Source organism: Pseudomonas sp. J380 (assembly GCF_009827115.1).
Classification (GTDB): domain Bacteria; phylum Pseudomonadota; class Gammaproteobacteria; order Pseudomonadales; family Pseudomonadaceae; genus Aquipseudomonas; species Aquipseudomonas paracarnis.
On the sequence record NZ_CP043060.1, the window covers coordinates 4,497,575 to 4,513,309 of the forward strand.

Sequence of the window (15,735 nt, forward strand, 5' to 3'; positions counted from 1 at the left end):
TACAGCCAGCTCACCACGGATTTTGTAAGTGACAATCGTCAAAAAAGGATCGCCCATCGAAACCTATCCCTTCCGAGCTCTGGCGCCTGATGTGGTGGAGTTGTTTCAGCGTTGCGCTGAGCGTAGGAAGGTGCCGTCGACGACGACATTGAAGCTTCTCGAATGCTTTTGTGACATCACCAACCAGCCCTTGTCTTTCTTGAAGCTTTCGTCGTCAGAGCTGACCCACATCGTTGCGGGTTTTCAAGGAGCGCTGTTCGAACAGGATTTGGTCGGTACGTCTGACGTGACGCGCGCGAAGATTTCCGTTTATCTGCAAGATATTTTGCTCGAAGCGCGTAATTACGTCCCTTCCATGCCGCCGACAGAATATGGAAGTGGACTAAGAGAAAAATATAATGCGAAGTGGAAGAAAATACTTCATGGGGTTGACCAGCGTAAAGTCAAATATTGGACTGGATGGCCTGTAGAAAACCGTAAAGGCACCACGTTGTATTGTCACTTTGCCAATATTCATAACAGTCATGGTCATGATTTTACATCCCGCCTGTATGAGCAGCTACGACTCCATATTTCAGGGTATGGAGCTACACAGTTAACTATGCCGAATAAGATGGCTGGTTTTCTGAGTCAGAATAGTGATTCTTGGCCTGAATACACGTTTAACGATTCGACAATGATTTACAATTTCTTCTGGGATTTCAGGGAAAGTTTTTTCATGAGTGGCGAGGCCTTGGGGCTGGATATCGACGCGCAAATGAAGACTTGGAATAAGTATATTGGGTTCATTGAGAAGATTTTCATTCTTCCAGGTGTATGGGCGGAGCCATTGGGAGGGAAGCTGCCGTTAGCACCTGCGAAGCGAATCGATGGTCAGTCGACTAATATCAGAAAAAACGAAGATGGCGCTGATGTAAAAGTCAAGCTCGTAATGGAAATACCATTACATCTTACTGAGTCTGAAGCTATTGAAATATTATTTATTTCCATATCTAAGCGGCTGAAGATTATTGAGGGATGGGCCAAGGCTCAGATAGCAGATCTATATGGTAGGGTTCTTCGTCGTAAAAAGCTCGCTGCGCAGGGAGAGTTGGTAGATACAACTAAACGTAAGAAGGGACACCTACTAATAATCCCAAATATTTGCTGTATTTTCGAAACCTACGGGTACGGAGAGCCATACAGCCACTACGCTTCCTTGTCAGTGGATACAAAAGATTCTCAGACTCCTGCTTCTGATTTAGCCAGCTATATGGGGATGCCACTGGCGGGGAGTCTAATGCCATTTAAGCTCCTAATTATTCTAAGGCATCCGATAATTACGTCAGAGTTTCTGGGTGATTTCGATCTTTGGAATAAGCATGGGCAGAGATCTGGATATGTACTGGACGGGTCGGTGTATAAGCTGGTGGGGTACAAGGATCGTAAGGGGGCAGGAAGGTCTGAACAAAAAATCACGCTAACCTCAGAAACTAAAGCTTTGGTCGACCAAATTATTGAGATCACTGCGCCCCTACGTGAGTATTTGAAATCACAGGGTGATCCCTCATGGAGGAAGCTGTTCATTACATGCGGTAACGCATTTTCACCGCCTGCCAAAAGCACCCTAACCCCGTGGTCGAGGTCAACACTTAAACCTGGTACGTATTTGAGAAACAATCTTTTAGCTCAATTTCGTCCTCATACGGACATGTCTGAAGATGATCTCGTTAAGTTTTTGGAGATGGTGAGTGCGTCTTCCGTACGCGCATCCAGAGTAACCGAGATATTTATTGAGACGCATAGCGCTGAAACTACATCTCAGGCTTTAGGTCATGAGAGCTACGATCCTAACCTCATGGATCACTATTTGCCCAAGGTGATTATCGATTTCCTGCATGAAAGGCGCATGCGAGTATTTAACAAGATCTTAATTTGTCATAGTCTTAAAGATAGTCCGTTTTTATTTCGGGCCAGCAATTTCTCAAGCTTGGCTGAATTAGACGCTTTTCTAGTGAATCATGCTTTTGGAGATATTCCTGCGTATCTTCAAGATCCAGATGGGCATCATGAAAAGATTGAGAACGACGGGACTGTATATGCGTTAGTGTCTGTCGATATTTTGAGCGTGCTGCTCTCGATAAAATTGGCTGTTGAGCAAGCGCCACCCAATCAGAAGGTTAGTGCTAAGGCAGTCTACTGGGCGAGTTACGCAGGCTTTCTAGAAGGGGAGATTAGTAAGCACCGAGATGCCACTTATCGGAGTGATCTCCACAAGGCGGCATTAACAGCTAGCGCAGAGTCTGTGGAGAGGTTTGTATATGAATGCTCCATCTAAACTTGGGTTCCTCGGCGAGCCTCGCTTAGCGCCAGCAGAAGCTTTCCGTAAAGCATCCTGGCTAACCACTGATTTTAATGCTTTCGTCTGGAGCGTGAATTTTAACGGCGATCCCATTCTGCTAAACTGGAAGGTAGCCCTAGACAACAATTCATACCTCACCGATGACGAAAACCTAGATCTGTTGAACGGTCTTAAATACGCCCTCATTGGCGCCACGCGAAATAGCCTGGTTGAAATGGCTAATTCTCAAAGTGTTGAGACATTAAGACGGAAGTTTCACGCCGCCGTGGGTGTTATTGACTGCCTGCTAATTCACGCACATGAGCTCAAGCTTTCAAGTGCCGGATTGGCAGGCTTGTCTGAAGGCGATTTGAAATGGATCCTAAATAAGCTGTCTTCAGAATCCTCCGTGGCCGAAGCGCTGTATGATTGGTCAGAAAAATTGAGTAAGTATGCTCTAGCGCTCTTGGATGAAATACCAGGCGCGACGATTGCTTCCATATTGGAAGAGAATCCGTCGATGTTAGAGATAAGTTCTACTCAGCTCGAGTCCAACGAGCTTAATGTTTCCGTTGATGATATTCCACGTATTCGGGCCGCTTTATATTATAAAGGCCACTACGACGGACATAGAGGTGCTGGCTATACGGTAAACTCTGTACGCATCTCAGCCGAGGTTTACCCAAATACTATCCGTGGGGACATGGCCAAGCCTAGGCATGAAATTCTTAGTTTTTATCCGCTTGGTGAGTCCTATAAGCGTGAGATGGAGGGAGTAAAGGTTACTTCTAGGTCGGGAAGTCTCATGGCCGAATCCCAGTACAGGCTATTTTACAACTTTTTGTATGGAATGGGGTTGCTCAAGAAACTTGGAGTGCCAGGGCCCAATGAGCGAGTTTTGGATAGAATTAAAGGTTACATGCCAGAGCTAGCCAAACCTGGTCGTTATGTGACAGTGCCGTCCGGCACGATTTTTAAATTATTCAAAGGTGCTGTCGAGTTTCATTACGAGCTGGGCCCTCTCGTTATTGAGGGGTTTTGCAGGTTGGCTCGATACTGTGATGAGCATGACACAACGCTTACAAGCCTAACCGATGAGCAGGTTGTTTCAATTGTTGGCAGTGATTTGAAACATCACGGCGTGACAAAACTGGGGCTTGGTTGTAGAAATACAAGTGATGCCGATGGCAGTGGTCTTGAAAGTCGAAAGGGAACGAAGCAGAACTATTTTGAGCGGCTAAGATCCAATGCAGGCTTGCTTGAACTTGTCTACGTTTATATTGGTGCTATTCAATTTGTTGTTGGTTTGCTTATGGCTCGCCGAATAGATGAGCTTTTGCAGATCCCGTCGGCCCGAGCATTCGACTCCACGAATACTTGGCTGATGTTCATGAGAGAAAAGAGCACAACCAATACGTATGGTCTCCGGAAATCCGATGCCAGACCTATTGATCCCCTTGCGGTACAGATGCTTGGGCAATTAGTACGCCTTCAGGAGGAGCTCATCAATGCTGGATTCTCGGCGGAAGCTCCTACTATATTCTCCGTTCCGTCTTTGCATGGCAGAAAGTTAATATATTCCGCCACAAAAATGAGCATGAATACATGCTTTGACTTCTTGTGTGACTACTTTGAGAGCGAAGTTAATGAAGTAGGGCTTCGGTATTATATCAGGCAGCACCAGTTGCGCCGTGTAGCGGCCCTGTTGTTCTTTCACGCATATGGGAAAGGACGCATAGATACGCTTCGTTGGATTCTCGGGCATAACGATATTGAGCATGCATGGAGGTACATTACAGATGCCACAGATGGCGCATCCCTCCGTGGGGCGGAAGCCCAAATTATTGCTGAGAAATTCTTCACTGGTGATGTGCATAACTATAAATCGTTACGTGCGTTGATGAAGGAACAGTTCGGAACGGATGATGTGCGTCTTGTAGATCAAGAATCCTTTTCGGAGCATCTAGAGCATTTGATGAGTAAAGGCATTGTCAAATTTGAGCCTGTATTTGTTCTTGGTGCTTATGGCAAGGAAATGCAGGTTCTTGTTCACGTAAAGGGGGCGTAATCATGGGTAAGCCTAGGTCGGAAATTCAAGTTCACAATCAGTCAATCAAGGCGCGACAGATTTTGCTAGAGGACGTACTTGCCGATGTTGAAAAATACGTTTCAAATGAGGTTGTTACTTCCGCTCTAAAAAATCAGGGAGCTTTGGCTTCCCTTTCTTACAAGTTCGATTTGGCTGGCCAGCAATACGCTATCGCCCCCACGAGTCTGAACACCCTCAAAAAAAAATCCGATGAATTACTTGGTTATCACGGTTTCGCAGGGCTAGAGCGTCTTAGGAGCGTGGCTAAGGATGCAATTGCTGCGTATGCCGAAAGGGGCAACAAGCCTACCAAGAAGACCAAAAATGGGCTAGAGCAAATTAATAGCGAGTTAGAATGCACGGTGGTCGCACTGCGCCGCGCTAATTTCAGGTTACTTCAAGGGCTTTCCACTGCTATATCGGGAATCAAAGAAACCAGGGATGGTTCTAGTGAGGCTGTTAGAAATAAAAGCGCTAGCGAAGCCGTAAATGCACTGTTGGCAATAGTCTCGCTTAATGAGTCTCCTTTTGATGTGATTCCATCTCACGAGAATATCCAGTCTTTAAAGGTAGTAAGGAGTGAGTAATTTCCATGAGCGTAAGCTTTATTCAGTGGTTCCTGAGCTTGAGTTGTTTGACCACAACGCACTGGGGAAGCTCGTGACTAGGGATGCGAGCAATCTGACATTCATCAATTGGCCAAACGGGGCACCCTGTTTTGCCGCGAATCTCTACATGCTTTCCCTTACGGTTCGCCCCAATAGGATGAAGCGTAAAGGGTTAGCGCGTACAGGTAGAAAAGGTGGGACGATTGGTGAGTATGCTCAAAAAATCAGTCAGTTGGTTAGATTCTGTTATGCTTCAAACATTGATTTTATAGATCTATCAGATAACGACTTTACGCGTTTTATTCATCATCTAAGTACGGAAGTAGATCCCAAAAATCTTCGTGAGAAGAAGAAAGCCACACTCACCGTTGTAGACGTTGGGACTGTATGTATAGACTTCCTAAAGTATATTGGAGGGCTTTATGAGCAACCCAGTTTCGTCGCGATTGGAGGGCGAATAAAGATTACTGAAAACGTTACAGTGAAAAAAGATAAGCGTGGTCGTGATTATGCTGTGCACAGTGTGTGGCATCATGCATTTCCACCTGGTGGTAGGAGGCACGAGCGGAATGCGATTCCTGCTGTTCATGTCGACCAGCTCAGGAGCGCTGTCGATGAAATGGGGGGCTCACGGTTCATCAAGATTCGGCGGCATGCATTTATCTCAACATTGGAAAACTCTGGGGCTAGGCTTTCAGAGGTTGCGAGTCTTAAGGTCGTAGATGTCCTGACCGCGTATGAGATGAAGCATCCTATGCTTAGGTTTATCACGCTGAAGGGCGACGACAGCGAGGAAAGGGAAATACCCGTAAATAAGATGTTTCTCAATGAACTGATCTCATACATTGAGTTTCACAGGGGTAAAGTTGTAAGAAATAAATTTTCGAGTATTAAAGATCATGGCTTCGTATTTGTATCATCAGCAACCGGAACTCCGCTTTCAGAAACATCCCTTGGTAATGAGATCGGTTCAGTGCGCAGGTTTGCTGGCATCGAGGAACAAGCATGCGCGCACATGTTTCGCCACTCGTTTATAACGAACTTGGTAATGGAGTTTGTACAGCGGGATAGATATAGGCGTGCAGGAGACTTTGAAGTCAGGTTGCTTTCTGATGAAAGCTATCTTGAGGAGGTTAAGATGTATACCGGCCAGAAATCAATTGCGACTATCATGGGCTATGTACATGCAGCATTCAAGGAGATTGAGGGGTATAGCACTACAGTTAGCAATGTTTTCCTAATTCGAGCCATGGAGCAGTTCGATAAATACTCTCGTAAACTCAGAGCCCATCTCGGCTCTACCCTTACAATTCAAGAATATAACGTAGAGATGGAGAAGCTTGAGGCTTTAAGAGATGATGACTTTGCTCGTGAGCTTGCAAGAGAGAAAACGGTCAAAGGAATCGCTCCGATTCTGCCTGGCCGCGAATGATTCGGTGAATTCTGGCACGGGTCTATCATTCACACGGTAGTGTTGAGATACCATGGTTCATTAGCAATGGATTCAAGTCTTGGGCTTAAGGTTAGGAGAAGGTTTTGTTGCTGCTTTCACGCCTCTGGAACCTTATCAGCCCCGACCGTCGCTCCGAGTGGGAGAAAGCGCGTGAACGCGAGTTCATCCTGGCGGCGAACTCCTTGAAGACCCTCAAGGTGACACCGGAGGGCGGGATGTCCATCGATCCTGAAGAGCTTCGCGAACAGATCGTCGCTTCACGTGAGCAGTTGAAGCATCTCGTCCACAAACCAGGAGCGGCTAGCGGCTCATTCGAAGTTGCGGCAGACATTCGGGTGGAACAGGGAGCGAGTGCCACCATAGAGGCTTCTATGAGCACCATGGACTGTATTGAGGTGGTGGCTTGGCGTCGGATGCAGACTGGCGCTGCAGTTCGCTACGTGTGCCTCCAGTCTATGAGTAAGGGACAATTCGCTGTCGCTTCAGCAAGCATGTTCACAGGAGCCATAGAGAGTCTCCCCACTTGGGTCGATGGCAATACCAATAGGCAAATCGCGAACGCTCTACAACTTGGTGATCTCCAGTGGTACGCGGCTGTGAGCGAGGCTATGGATGCTTGGGATGCGGAGCTTTGATGACCCTGAGCTTTCAGTTGGGGCGCGCCCCTGCGGGGAGCGGCTGTCGTGTACCGAGCCCTTGCGATGCCAAGGTCTCGGCCCTCCGGGCTTCCATCCCACACGCCTGCGCGCTCCGCTTGCCATGCCTACCAGGCACGTGATCACCTGTCTTCGGTTCGAGCGGTCGCACACGCTGTGCTACATCCATACTTCAATGGACTCATCGCTTTCGCATAGGTGAGGGTAGGTATACACCCCTCTGGTAGTTCAAGCTTCGAACAAAGCACGGCATGCGTTCATCAAAGCGGTTGCGTCATGGAGAGCTCGGTGGTGCCTAGTCGTGGGCAGTAGGCGATAAATGTCACTGGCAGCCTCCCGACCCACAAACACTTCCAAAGGCTTCAACTCGAAGGTCGGCATCAGGTCTGCTGCTTCGTAGAGGACATCGAGCCAAAAAACATCTTGAGGTGAGTCGCTGCAAAGCACCTGCCCTGAAAACAGCTGATTCATTCGTTCCGCCACAGTTGGTGGGGCATCACCTTCCTGAAGTAAATGATCCTGAGTAAGACCATGCATGTCTTGCGCATCGAACGACCAATGCGTCCAATAGCGGGCTGGCTTTATCAACGAACTGAACCAGGTTTCATTCGACACGACAGCCACCTCAATGGGATAGCTATCTGGGGCTATCCCTGATGCCTCGAAATCGATAAAAAAAGAAGGCCGTTCCACCTTGCTGCTCCGGTTTGAAGGTTGCGACTTTCAGCGGCTACACCGACTGCTCGTGTGTTTGCGCCGCCATCGCTCGAACCAGCCGTTCTAACTGTTAGCAGCCTTTGCAAGTCGATGGTTTTGCACATGCTGCATCTCACGCTCCCATTCATTCACAAACTTGTCCCAGTCTGTGGCGTAGGGCCCATCAGGAACTCTGGTCGACCCGATGCTTGCTTGGTGGAAACGCTCTCTCCAGGGTTGCGGAATAGTCTTCTCCAAAATGATGTCGATTCCGGAGTTATGACGCATCACCGAGACAGAGTTACGAACCTCAATGAGGTCGAGTAGCTTATCGCTACAGGGGGTGTCGTTTCGCTCTTGGTCGTCGAGATCATCGAGGATGACAAGGAGGTCGGATGCGTTGGGATCACCAGGACGGAGGCATGCAAGGGCCCACAGAACCCTTCGCCTAGTCCTCTCACGCTCGCGGAGTAAATCGCAGGTCATTTAAGCCTCCTTTTCACAAAGCAGGGCGGTGGTTATGGCGTGCCGCCTTCGGCGGATGGCTGGCGTGAACCGAGCCGTGGCAAGCCACGTCTCGTCCCTACGGGCGTCCATCCCACACGCCTGCGCGCTCCGCTTGCCCGATACTCGCAGCCAAAGGAAAGTCTGGCGCAGCGATCCTGAAGCCGGGGCGGGTGTTAGCGTGCCCTACGCACAGGACAATTACTTGTGGAGCTTACTAAAGCGACTCGATAGCGCTGCGGCTTCGGTAGTTTCCCAAGCTTCAGGATCAGATGTAGCGTTGAACATCGCCCATGCCCTCCACAGGAAAAATGCGGCAACCAAGCTCGACTCAATTACTGCAAATACCGTAGTGGTATACATATAATCCGAATTTTCTCCAAACAAGAAAAGCACTGGGAATATCGAAGCTATCCAGCCGGCGACGAAAGTTAAGCAAAATGCGATGGTCGCAGTGACCGTCAGGAAAAGCGGGACTTGATATCTATACTGGGTTGCAAATGATTTCTCGCCGTTTTGCTTCGCTAGGCCGTACAAGATGCCTGTGTTTTTTTTCCTTGTCATTACTTCTTTTGAAAAGTCCATACAAAGTTACGTTTTCGCCGACTTCTAACTCTTCGTAAAGCTTATTCGATACTTGCAAATTCGGGATAACTGCACCATCAATGCTGACTTTAGCTTTATGTCCGCCGTTCATTCGATCAACAGATCGAACGTAGTCAACTTTTCCTGAAACTTTCACGCAATCGAACTTCATCACTCACTATCCCTGCCATCGCTCAAAAAAGTGGATCTGGTTCTTGCCAAGACGTCGCTCAGTGACTATTGCAGGCGGGCTCACGCTGGCCATAAACGCCGGACTTGATGAGCGCGTCTCCCATCGAGACGTCCCTGGCCGTGTCTTAGGTGCTGCTCTGATGACCAATCCATCACCAATCCAGACGTCGCCGCTATGATCAAACGACTGCTTGGCAAACCATATGTCACGATAATATCACTATGATCTGTTTATCGAAACACGCTTGCCGTGGCTCTATCCTCAGTTTTGAGGATCCGACTCATGCATCTGAAAGAAGCGCTGGCAGGAGCATTGCGTGGAGCTCGTGCTCATCAGGGGTTGAGTTACGAAGAGTTGGCGGGGGCAACGCACAGAACGTACGTGGGGAAGCTTGAGCAGGCCCGAGCGAACGCGACGTTGGAGAAACTGGACGAGATCGCTGACTATCTAGGCCTCGACCTTTTGACTATGGTTACTCTCGCCATTGCGGCTCAGGGTGACGAGCTCCCTTCGCAAGCCCTGCAACGTACTGCCTTGCGAATCAGGGAATTCGAGATGTCCGGAGGGTGGCAGTTGGTAGAGGAGCAATTCAGTGATGGAAAGCTCATCAAGCGCTCCCAGGGAAAGCCTAAGCAGCCGCTTTATGCAGATTACGTTCGAGCCCTGAAAGCGCAAGGTTTCGACAGGAAAACAATCGCTGAAAAGCTTGGCATTGCCAGAAGCACAGTCCAAAAATATTGGAATACATAAACCTCCAGGTTATCGCGACCCCTCTTTTTCTACGTGATGTGTTTCGTGCTCATGGCTGCGGTGTATCCTTGGGCAAGGGTAGGCACTTGTGGTGTTGCCCATAACGTAGAGAGCAGGTTCGGATGGCTGAAATAGTGGGGATATTTGGTCGGTGAAGCACGTCAGGCTGATCCGCCATGGAGAAAGCGCGGCCAACGCAGGCCAACCCAGCCTTGATCACGCGAGCATCCCTCTTACCCCAAAGGGGGTCGAGCAAGCGCGCCAAGTGGCAGGGTCATTCGCTCAAGCCCCAGATCTGATCGTTGCCTCGCCGTTCTCCCGAGCGCAAGCAACTGCAATGCAGACAGTGGCTGCTTTCCCTTCAGTGCCGTTTGAAATATGGCCCATTCACGAGTTCACCTACCTTGAACCTGCACGGTGTATCAACACGACCGTTGCCCAGAGACGAGCTTGGGTGGAGGGATACTGGGCCAAGTCAGACCCAGCGTTCACGGATGGTGAAGGCGCCGAGTCATTCTTGGACTTTATATCTAGAGGTCAGTCTTTCTTAGATAGACTTGCAGAGCATCCTGCCCAGGACATCGCCGTGTTTTCACATGGGCAACTCATCAATGCGGTGGCTTGGCTGATTGAGTGCAGGCCACAGAAGATTGACGGTCAAGCTATGGCCGTATGGCGAGAGTACGAGATCACTCACCACGTGCCTAACTGCTCTGGTTACAAGCTTACCAAGCACCCAGACGATGCCGGCTGGAGAGTAAGTCCTGAGGAGTTGCGAGTTGGCGTAACTCAACGCGTACCAGGCAGATCCTACCAAGCGTTTCGCGTTCCCGAGCGCGTGCTGATTGAGGAGCGGGCCCAGGCCCTATCGGCTGCAGGCTACCCGCTGCCAGACGATGATCCGGCTATGTACGCTGAGCAAAGGCTACTCGAGGCAAAAGAGGCTGCAGGTTTATTACCCTCGCACTCTCCTGGCAGAAAACTGTAGCGGGAGTGCGAAGAGGGCAGGACTTTAGCGAGAGGTGTCACCTGGCTGGAGACACCTCCTCCACGTTCAACGACGAAAAATGCGATTTATCAAGATCAACGCTGCAGCACCAATCGCGAGGGCGGCGACTGGTTTTTCTTTAACGAACGTGGATACGCTATTCAGTGTATCGCCATAGGTTTTAGTCAGCTGACCAGCCGCTTGATGTCCCGCACCTTCAGCTTCCATCTTCGAATCACCAATTAGTTTCCCGACCGTGCTCTGCGCCTTGCCGGCCAGCTTTTCTGCTACACCTTCAACTTGTTCGCTCTTCATGATTCATCAAACCTTTGCGTGAGAGTGGGGAGCTCCGAACCGCGCTAATCGGGCGGCTATCAGCACGACATTAGGGACATGCGCATGATGATTAGTTCAATGGTGATGAGCTGTAGGCCAGTTTGGAAAAGCGCCTACACGTTTAAGCCTATTGCTATGCTGTTGCTCCCAACATGGAGGTGAGCCAAATGCAGGGTGAGTATTCCCTATCAGATGTACTGGAAAGGATGTACCAAAACCAGCTGGCCCTTGAGGCTGCGCTCATGGAGCTGACCCTCCAGGTGGAAGCCCAGGGACATGCGGAAGTCGGCGACAACGTCCGTGGTGCGCTTTACACAATTGGTGAGAACGCTGGCAATATCAAACAGGGGCTGGCCCGGCTCAAAAAACTCCCATGACCCAGCCGCTTTTCGATTTTGATCTCAAACGCGTTTCCCGCACGCATTACATCACTGGCAAGGCTGCGATCAACTTTCCGCACGCTGGAAGCACCACTGGCGGATGGCATTTCCTGTCCTACTTCGACCGCGATTCGGGCGTAGCAAAAGTGTCCTTGGCAGGTATTCATTATCCAGATACGACCGATTTCTTTGGAGACGCTGGAGTCATCGACGTAACCGACAAGCTTGCGATGCGAGGCTGGTCAGAAGACGGCAAAAGGCTGTTCATGGCGGATCACTACAGAGCTGCAGCTGACATGGTGATGAAATGGGTGCTAAGTGATTCTAAGCACTGCAACGTCGAGGTCGCTGATTGGTTTCCCTCTTCCGAAACGAAGCAGCGGCTTTTTGAGATCCTAAATTCGGGAAGGCCCAAACTTTTAGATCCCGACAAGCTGCAAAAAATGGAAGCTTGGCTAAGCTCGCAGTAGTCCGAAGGACAGATCTGCATGGCAGCCGGCGTATTGCGTTTTAAGCGGGAGCAATGGATATGCGCAAAAAGTCCCAGTCGTGGTTTATCCCGCTCCTGATTCTTTTTGCCGTCCTGTGGGCAATGGGGAAAAAAGACACGCCTCAAACCCCGGTAGAGCCGAGCGCTCTGAGCACGCTAGTATCAACCACGCCGACGTCTCCATCCCCACCCACGCCGACCTCCGCAACTGAGCAGTTCGTGAGCGCTGATAACCTCAATGTCCGGGATCAACCAGGCGGAAAGGTCATCTCAAAACTTAAGCGCGGGGAGAAGGTTCAAGTTTTTGAGACCCGAAAGGATTGGGCGCGCATCAGCATTGATGGTCAACCTTCAAAGTGGCTTTCGTCCAAAAGCCTGTGCAGCGGCTCAGACTGCTACGTCGTCTTAAGGCCAAGGCCAGCGATTCAGCCGAAACAGCCTGCTCGCCAACAGACCCCAGCTTACGGTTCATCCTGCCCCTGTTCCTCTGGGAACGTGTGTATCGGGCCTCGCGGTGGTCGATATTGCATTACCTCTGGCGGTAACAAACGATACGGTGTCTGATCTGCTGTTCACCATTGAGACAATCTGCAACGATCACACCTAGTTACAGTCCAAAAGGACACATATGCCAGCGTTCAGAGGATGCACTGATGAAGGTGTTCATAAGCTCCGTAGTAAGAGGATTCGAGCAGTTCAGAGCCGCCGCCAAAGACGCGGTAGAGACACTGGACATGAAGCCGGTCATGAGCGAGCACTTCGGAGCGCGAACCTATTCCTCGGAGCACGCCTGTCTGACAGAGGTCGACCAGTGCGACGTTTATATCCTGATTCTTGGCGCTAACTACGGCTATGAACCTCAGCCAGGGCTCTCAGTTACGCAGCAAGAATTCCACCAGGCAGTGAGCAAGCGTAAACCGATTTTGGTCTTCATCCAGCAGACTGACTTTGACGCGAAGCAGGCCGTGTTCGTCAACGAGGTGTCTGACTACAAACAAGGTTTTTTCAGAGCCTCATTCTCAGATCCCCAAGAGCTGTTGAAAGCTATTGTCCAGGGCTTGAGTAGAATGGAGAAATCCAAAAGCGCAATTTCTGAGAAAGCCTTTAACGAGCGCATCACAGAGGCATCAAGCTCTCGCTCCTACGGCGGTCACTCCTATGCGCCACAGCTTGAGTTCGCGTTTCTGCCACAACCCGTTGAGCAGCACGCTGTGCATGGAGCGGCCCAACGCCGTGATGAGATTTTCCATAGTTTCCATAACCTGGGCTTGGCGAAGTTCAAGCAAGGTTACGAAGACTGGGATGACAAGTTGTTCACAGGACTGAAGTCCGGAGATACGTCTTGGCGCGTTTTTGACGACGGGCTCGTCCTTTTGGAAACTGACGCAAGTGTGCCAGTCGAGGGGCGTACGGCTGGTCTCTATTTCGTGTCTCCGACCAACCTATCAAAGCTAATTATGTCCTGCTTCGAGGTGTCTGGATTCAACAGCGGATGGTATCGCATTACCTTGAAGAATTTAGACATGGCGAAGATAGAAGAGCCGCCGGCGACTGCCCCCAGCAGCTATTCGATGCCTATGCGCCGTGAAAAGCTCGTTAGTGAGTCACGACTTTTAATCCCTGCCACACGGCCCATCGTGGAGCAATGGATACAGGAAAGCATCGTAAGAATGGCCAGAAGTTTGGCTTATTGATCAGTGACACCCGTGCCTCTGTCATTTTGAGTCAAGGGGAGCGTTTAATCGTCAACGTGCCACAGGCGCCCAACAGTGCTTCTGGGTAATTCCAGGTGCCGGCAGACCTCTGCCTGAGAAAGACCTTCTGCCTTTAGTTTGCGTACTGCCTCGAGCCTTTCTGCGGCTGCGATTCTCTGTGGTGTGGTGATCTTCTGCGGCTCGCCAGGCAGCGCTTCATCAAGAACTCCTAGCCGCATGAGTTCTATCATCGATTCATTCAAGACAGAGCGTGCTGTCTTGCCCTCATCGGCTGCGGCCACCAGAGTGAGCAGCGACAAAGGCGTTAGGCCCAGCGCATGAGCCAGATCCGCACTCAGATCAATAGTCGGTGTCGTCGTCGCAGCCTCCAAGCGGCTTATGTGAGCCTGGTCAGCTTGATGCTGGAGGTCTGCTTGCGATAAGCCATTTCGAATCCTCAGCCACTGTAGCGTCGCCGCATAAGCCTTCCGCAGGGACATCCAACCTACCTCTCCCAAAAAGAGACGGTATGACGCGTTTGATAGATCCCACACAAATGCATATAATCATATCGGTGGGATTTCTGGCTTGTTGCCCGGTATTTTGCGTGTTCGCAGAGCCTGATTTTTGGGTTCGCACCATGAGGATCATCAATTTATGGGTAATTCTTCGGAGCATGAGTTGCTCCGCGAGGGTGAGATATCGTCCTTTGGAACAGAGCTACCTCAAGCCGAAATAGAGGCATTGGTGTCGGATCGTTTCGGTCGGAAACCATACTGTTTGGTCGAGGATTGGCTGATCTTTCATGTGGACGAGCCTCCTGAATCGCTCGCCAGGGTGCGCGCCATAGGCCTGCAGACAATGTTCCTTTATTCCCATTGCGTGACCTACGACAGCCAGGGCCGGTTCCCTCCAGGGGGCTGGGTACGCTCGACCCTGTGTAAGTCGTTCGACGGCGTTTGCCTGTTCGAGACCCGGAATACGGTGTACGCCTTGGTAGGCAAAGGGCGCGAGATGACCGCATCGCTCAAGACAATATTCGGCTTATGTTAATCGCAGGCGCTAAGCAGGCCTGCTCCACACGAGATGCACGATGTTCAGGATTAGCATGCAAGACCAGGCCGGCCCGGTGGGTATGTTCGGGGACGGTCTCGCTCACTTCCACGCCATGTCGCGATCCTTGGTTACTCATTGGTATCACGTCAGTCTCAAACGCCGGCATGAGGGACGGTTCGTAGCTTATGAAGAGATGCTGAACGATGAGCCTCGCTTGGTGGAGCTACTGGTCTCCCAAGACGAGAGCATGTTCATTCAAGATGTCCAGGTCGTTACCCCGGCATGGATGAACAAAGGGTCAGGCTGGAAGATGGAAAAGCTGAAATCGCTCTCCATGGGGTTCAACCAGGCAGAAGTGCCGATCTGTGTTCTGCACGTCGAGAATGGTGATGTATACGTCAATACCCATCAGTGCGACCTCGATGTCGATGCCTTGGTTGGGGTCAGGGAGCTATATCGGCGCAGCGCTGCAACCACCGGCGTAGCCTCAGCGTCGGAGGCTCTGTAGCTATGGACGACATCAATACCGTCGCAGTCGATTTACACGAAAAGCGCTACTCGGACTTCGACCTTCTTCGCATCGCCAAAGCAGTGAATCAAGACTACGACGGGCTGGTCACGGCCTACCTGGTGAATGTCCATATTCATGCGTGCAGTGCTGTTGGTGTGGTGTTCGGTCACATTTGCCCTGGGCCGTACCAACGATTTGCAGATGGTCGGCTGATTCGGACATCCGACATTCAGTCCGTAACGAAGGAAGGCAGTTTTTGGGTGATCAATACGGTCAACTCGAAGTACGTCATTGCGACGTTCAGGCGGGACGTCGGACGGCGTAGCTTGCGTGAGTTCATGCGCATAGCGGGAGACAGGTATCTGCCAACGCCGGATCGCCTCCAGTAGCTCTGAGGTCGTTGTTTTGGGCTTGCCCCGCCTCGGG

17 protein-coding genes and 1 pseudogene are annotated in these 15,735 nt (G+C 50.5%); 14 read left to right on the forward strand and 4 right to left on the reverse strand.

Annotation, left to right across the window (positions count from 1 at the left end):
- Positions 1 to 28 precede the first annotated feature (28 nt).
- The 5 genes from FXO12_RS20295 to FXO12_RS20315 all read left to right on the forward strand — a co-directional run bounded on the left by FXO12_RS20295 (position 29) and on the right by FXO12_RS20315 (position 7,105).
- On the forward strand, positions 29 to 2,317 hold the full coding sequence (locus FXO12_RS20295) for a hypothetical protein (RefSeq protein WP_032894803.1): 2,289 nt from the start codon (positions 29 to 31) through the stop codon (positions 2,315 to 2,317).
- A complete protein-coding gene (locus tag FXO12_RS20300; protein WP_032894804.1) occupies positions 2,301 to 4,388 on the forward strand; it encodes a hypothetical protein in 2,088 nt (695 codons plus the stop codon). Before FXO12_RS20295 ends, FXO12_RS20300 begins: the two co-directional genes overlap by 17 nt.
- A 2-nt stretch (positions 4,389 to 4,390) precedes the next feature.
- Complete coding sequence (locus FXO12_RS20305; protein ID WP_050499460.1) at positions 4,391 to 4,996, forward strand: hypothetical protein; 606 nt, start codon at positions 4,391 to 4,393, stop codon at positions 4,994 to 4,996.
- Complete coding sequence (locus tag FXO12_RS20310; protein ID WP_047338034.1) at positions 4,989 to 6,449, forward strand: site-specific integrase; 1,461 nt, start codon at positions 4,989 to 4,991, stop codon at positions 6,447 to 6,449. The genes FXO12_RS20305 and FXO12_RS20310 overlap by 8 nt, the downstream gene beginning before the upstream one ends.
- A gap of 104 nt (positions 6,450 to 6,553) precedes the next feature.
- Positions 6,554 to 7,105 (forward strand): hypothetical protein, encoded by a 552-nt coding sequence (locus tag FXO12_RS20315; RefSeq protein WP_047338033.1) that lies wholly within the window; start codon positions 6,554 to 6,556, stop codon positions 7,103 to 7,105.
- 249 nt (positions 7,106 to 7,354) lie between these two features.
- Here the strand turns inward: FXO12_RS20315 and FXO12_RS20320 are convergent, their stop codons facing one another.
- Both FXO12_RS20320 and FXO12_RS20325 read right to left on the reverse strand, forming a co-directional pair.
- Positions 7,355 to 7,819: a hypothetical protein gene (locus FXO12_RS20320; RefSeq protein WP_050499462.1), complete on the reverse strand. Its 465-nt coding sequence runs from the start codon at positions 7,817 to 7,819 to the stop codon at positions 7,355 to 7,357.
- A 708-nt stretch (positions 7,820 to 8,527) separates the two neighbouring features.
- A complete protein-coding gene (locus FXO12_RS20325; RefSeq protein WP_256678903.1) occupies positions 8,528 to 8,911 on the reverse strand; it encodes a hypothetical protein in 384 nt (127 codons plus the stop codon).
- A gap of 475 nt (positions 8,912 to 9,386) precedes the next feature.
- Here FXO12_RS20325 and FXO12_RS20330 point away from each other — a divergent pair, with 475 nt between their 5' ends.
- On the forward strand, positions 9,387 to 9,854 hold the full coding sequence (locus FXO12_RS20330) for a transcriptional regulator (protein ID WP_032894808.1): 468 nt from the start codon (positions 9,387 to 9,389) through the stop codon (positions 9,852 to 9,854).
- A gap of 151 nt (positions 9,855 to 10,005) precedes the next feature.
- Positions 10,006 to 10,614, forward strand: a pseudogene (locus FXO12_RS20335) (histidine phosphatase family protein); the annotation flags it as partial.
- 294 nt (positions 10,615 to 10,908) lie between these two features.
- Here the strand turns inward: FXO12_RS20335 and FXO12_RS20340 are convergent.
- Positions 10,909 to 11,157, reverse strand: coding sequence for a CsbD family protein (locus tag FXO12_RS20340; RefSeq protein WP_032894809.1), 249 nt, complete (start codon positions 11,155 to 11,157; stop codon positions 10,909 to 10,911).
- A 188-nt stretch (positions 11,158 to 11,345) separates the two neighbouring features.
- Here FXO12_RS20340 and FXO12_RS20345 point away from each other — a divergent pair, with 188 nt between their 5' ends.
- From FXO12_RS20345 to FXO12_RS20360, 4 genes are all read left to right on the forward strand, one after another.
- The gene (locus FXO12_RS20345) at positions 11,346 to 11,555 is read left to right on the forward strand and encodes a hypothetical protein (RefSeq protein ID WP_160049729.1); all 210 of its coding nucleotides are present in this window, start codon (positions 11,346 to 11,348) and stop codon (positions 11,553 to 11,555) included.
- Positions 11,552 to 12,028: a hypothetical protein gene (locus FXO12_RS20350; protein WP_096143895.1), complete on the forward strand. Its 477-nt coding sequence runs from the start codon at positions 11,552 to 11,554 to the stop codon at positions 12,026 to 12,028. The genes FXO12_RS20345 and FXO12_RS20350 overlap by 4 nt, the downstream gene beginning before the upstream one ends.
- Positions 12,029 to 12,150: 122 nt before the next feature.
- Positions 12,151 to 12,612, forward strand: a complete 462-nt coding sequence (locus tag FXO12_RS20355; RefSeq protein ID WP_096143900.1) for an SH3 domain-containing protein — start codon at positions 12,151 to 12,153, stop codon at positions 12,610 to 12,612.
- Positions 12,613 to 12,701: 89 nt separating this feature from the next.
- Positions 12,702 to 13,742 carry a DUF4062 domain-containing protein gene (locus FXO12_RS20360; RefSeq protein WP_096143894.1) on the forward strand — a complete coding sequence of 347 codons (1,041 nt, stop codon included), beginning with the start codon at positions 12,702 to 12,704 and terminating at the stop codon, positions 13,740 to 13,742.
- Positions 13,743 to 13,786: 44 nt separating this feature from the next.
- Here the strand turns inward: FXO12_RS20360 and FXO12_RS20365 are convergent, their stop codons facing one another.
- Positions 13,787 to 14,242 (reverse strand): helix-turn-helix domain-containing protein, encoded by a 456-nt coding sequence (locus tag FXO12_RS20365; protein ID WP_096143893.1) that lies wholly within the window; start codon positions 14,240 to 14,242, stop codon positions 13,787 to 13,789.
- Positions 14,243 to 14,399: 157 nt separating this feature from the next.
- On the opposite strand from FXO12_RS20365, the gene FXO12_RS20370 reads away from it, so the two are divergent.
- Genes FXO12_RS20370 through FXO12_RS20380 form a run of 3 tightly spaced genes read left to right on the forward strand, consistent with a single transcriptional unit; the run spans position 14,400 to position 15,698 of the window.
- Positions 14,400 to 14,795, forward strand: a complete 396-nt coding sequence (locus FXO12_RS20370; protein ID WP_007246714.1) for a hypothetical protein — start codon at positions 14,400 to 14,402, stop codon at positions 14,793 to 14,795.
- 40 nt (positions 14,796 to 14,835) lie between these two features.
- Positions 14,836 to 15,306, forward strand: a complete 471-nt coding sequence (locus FXO12_RS20375; RefSeq protein WP_096143892.1) for a hypothetical protein — start codon at positions 14,836 to 14,838, stop codon at positions 15,304 to 15,306.
- A 2-nt stretch (positions 15,307 to 15,308) separates the two neighbouring features.
- Positions 15,309 to 15,698, forward strand: coding sequence for a hypothetical protein (locus FXO12_RS20380; RefSeq protein WP_017337052.1), 390 nt, complete (start codon positions 15,309 to 15,311; stop codon positions 15,696 to 15,698).
- Positions 15,699 to 15,735: the final 37 nt, after the last annotated feature.

What these genes read in the sequence shown, in the direction of transcription:
- FXO12_RS20375 (WP_096143892.1), top strand. Translation starts at nt 14,836, where the DNA reads ATGTTCAGGATTAGCATGCAAGACCAGGCCGGCCCGGTGGGTATGTTC.
- FXO12_RS20330 (WP_032894808.1), top strand. Translation starts at nt 9,387, where the DNA reads ATGCATCTGAAAGAAGCGCTGGCAGGAGCATTGCGTGGAGCTCGTGCT.
- FXO12_RS20300 (WP_032894804.1), top strand. Translation starts at nt 2,301, where the DNA reads ATGAATGCTCCATCTAAACTTGGGTTCCTCGGCGAGCCTCGCTTAGCG.
- FXO12_RS20305 (WP_050499460.1), top strand. Translation starts at nt 4,391, where the DNA reads ATGGGTAAGCCTAGGTCGGAAATTCAAGTTCACAATCAGTCAATCAAG.
- FXO12_RS20355 (WP_096143900.1), top strand. Translation starts at nt 12,151, where the DNA reads ATGGGGAAAAAAGACACGCCTCAAACCCCGGTAGAGCCGAGCGCTCTG.
- FXO12_RS20325 (WP_256678903.1), bottom strand. Translation starts at nt 8,911, where the DNA reads ATGGACTTTTCAAAAGAAGTAATGACAAGGAAAAAAAACACAGGCATC.
- FXO12_RS20365 (WP_096143893.1), bottom strand. Translation starts at nt 14,242, where the DNA reads ATGTCCCTGCGGAAGGCTTATGCGGCGACGCTACAGTGGCTGAGGATT.
- FXO12_RS20360 (WP_096143894.1), top strand. Translation starts at nt 12,702, where the DNA reads ATGAAGGTGTTCATAAGCTCCGTAGTAAGAGGATTCGAGCAGTTCAGA.
- FXO12_RS20345 (WP_160049729.1), top strand. Translation starts at nt 11,346, where the DNA reads ATGCAGGGTGAGTATTCCCTATCAGATGTACTGGAAAGGATGTACCAA.
- FXO12_RS20350 (WP_096143895.1), top strand. Translation starts at nt 11,552, where the DNA reads ATGACCCAGCCGCTTTTCGATTTTGATCTCAAACGCGTTTCCCGCACG.
- FXO12_RS20340 (WP_032894809.1), bottom strand. Translation starts at nt 11,157, where the DNA reads ATGAAGAGCGAACAAGTTGAAGGTGTAGCAGAAAAGCTGGCCGGCAAG.
- FXO12_RS20370 (WP_007246714.1), top strand. Translation starts at nt 14,400, where the DNA reads ATGGGTAATTCTTCGGAGCATGAGTTGCTCCGCGAGGGTGAGATATCG.
- FXO12_RS20380 (WP_017337052.1), top strand. Translation starts at nt 15,309, where the DNA reads ATGGACGACATCAATACCGTCGCAGTCGATTTACACGAAAAGCGCTAC.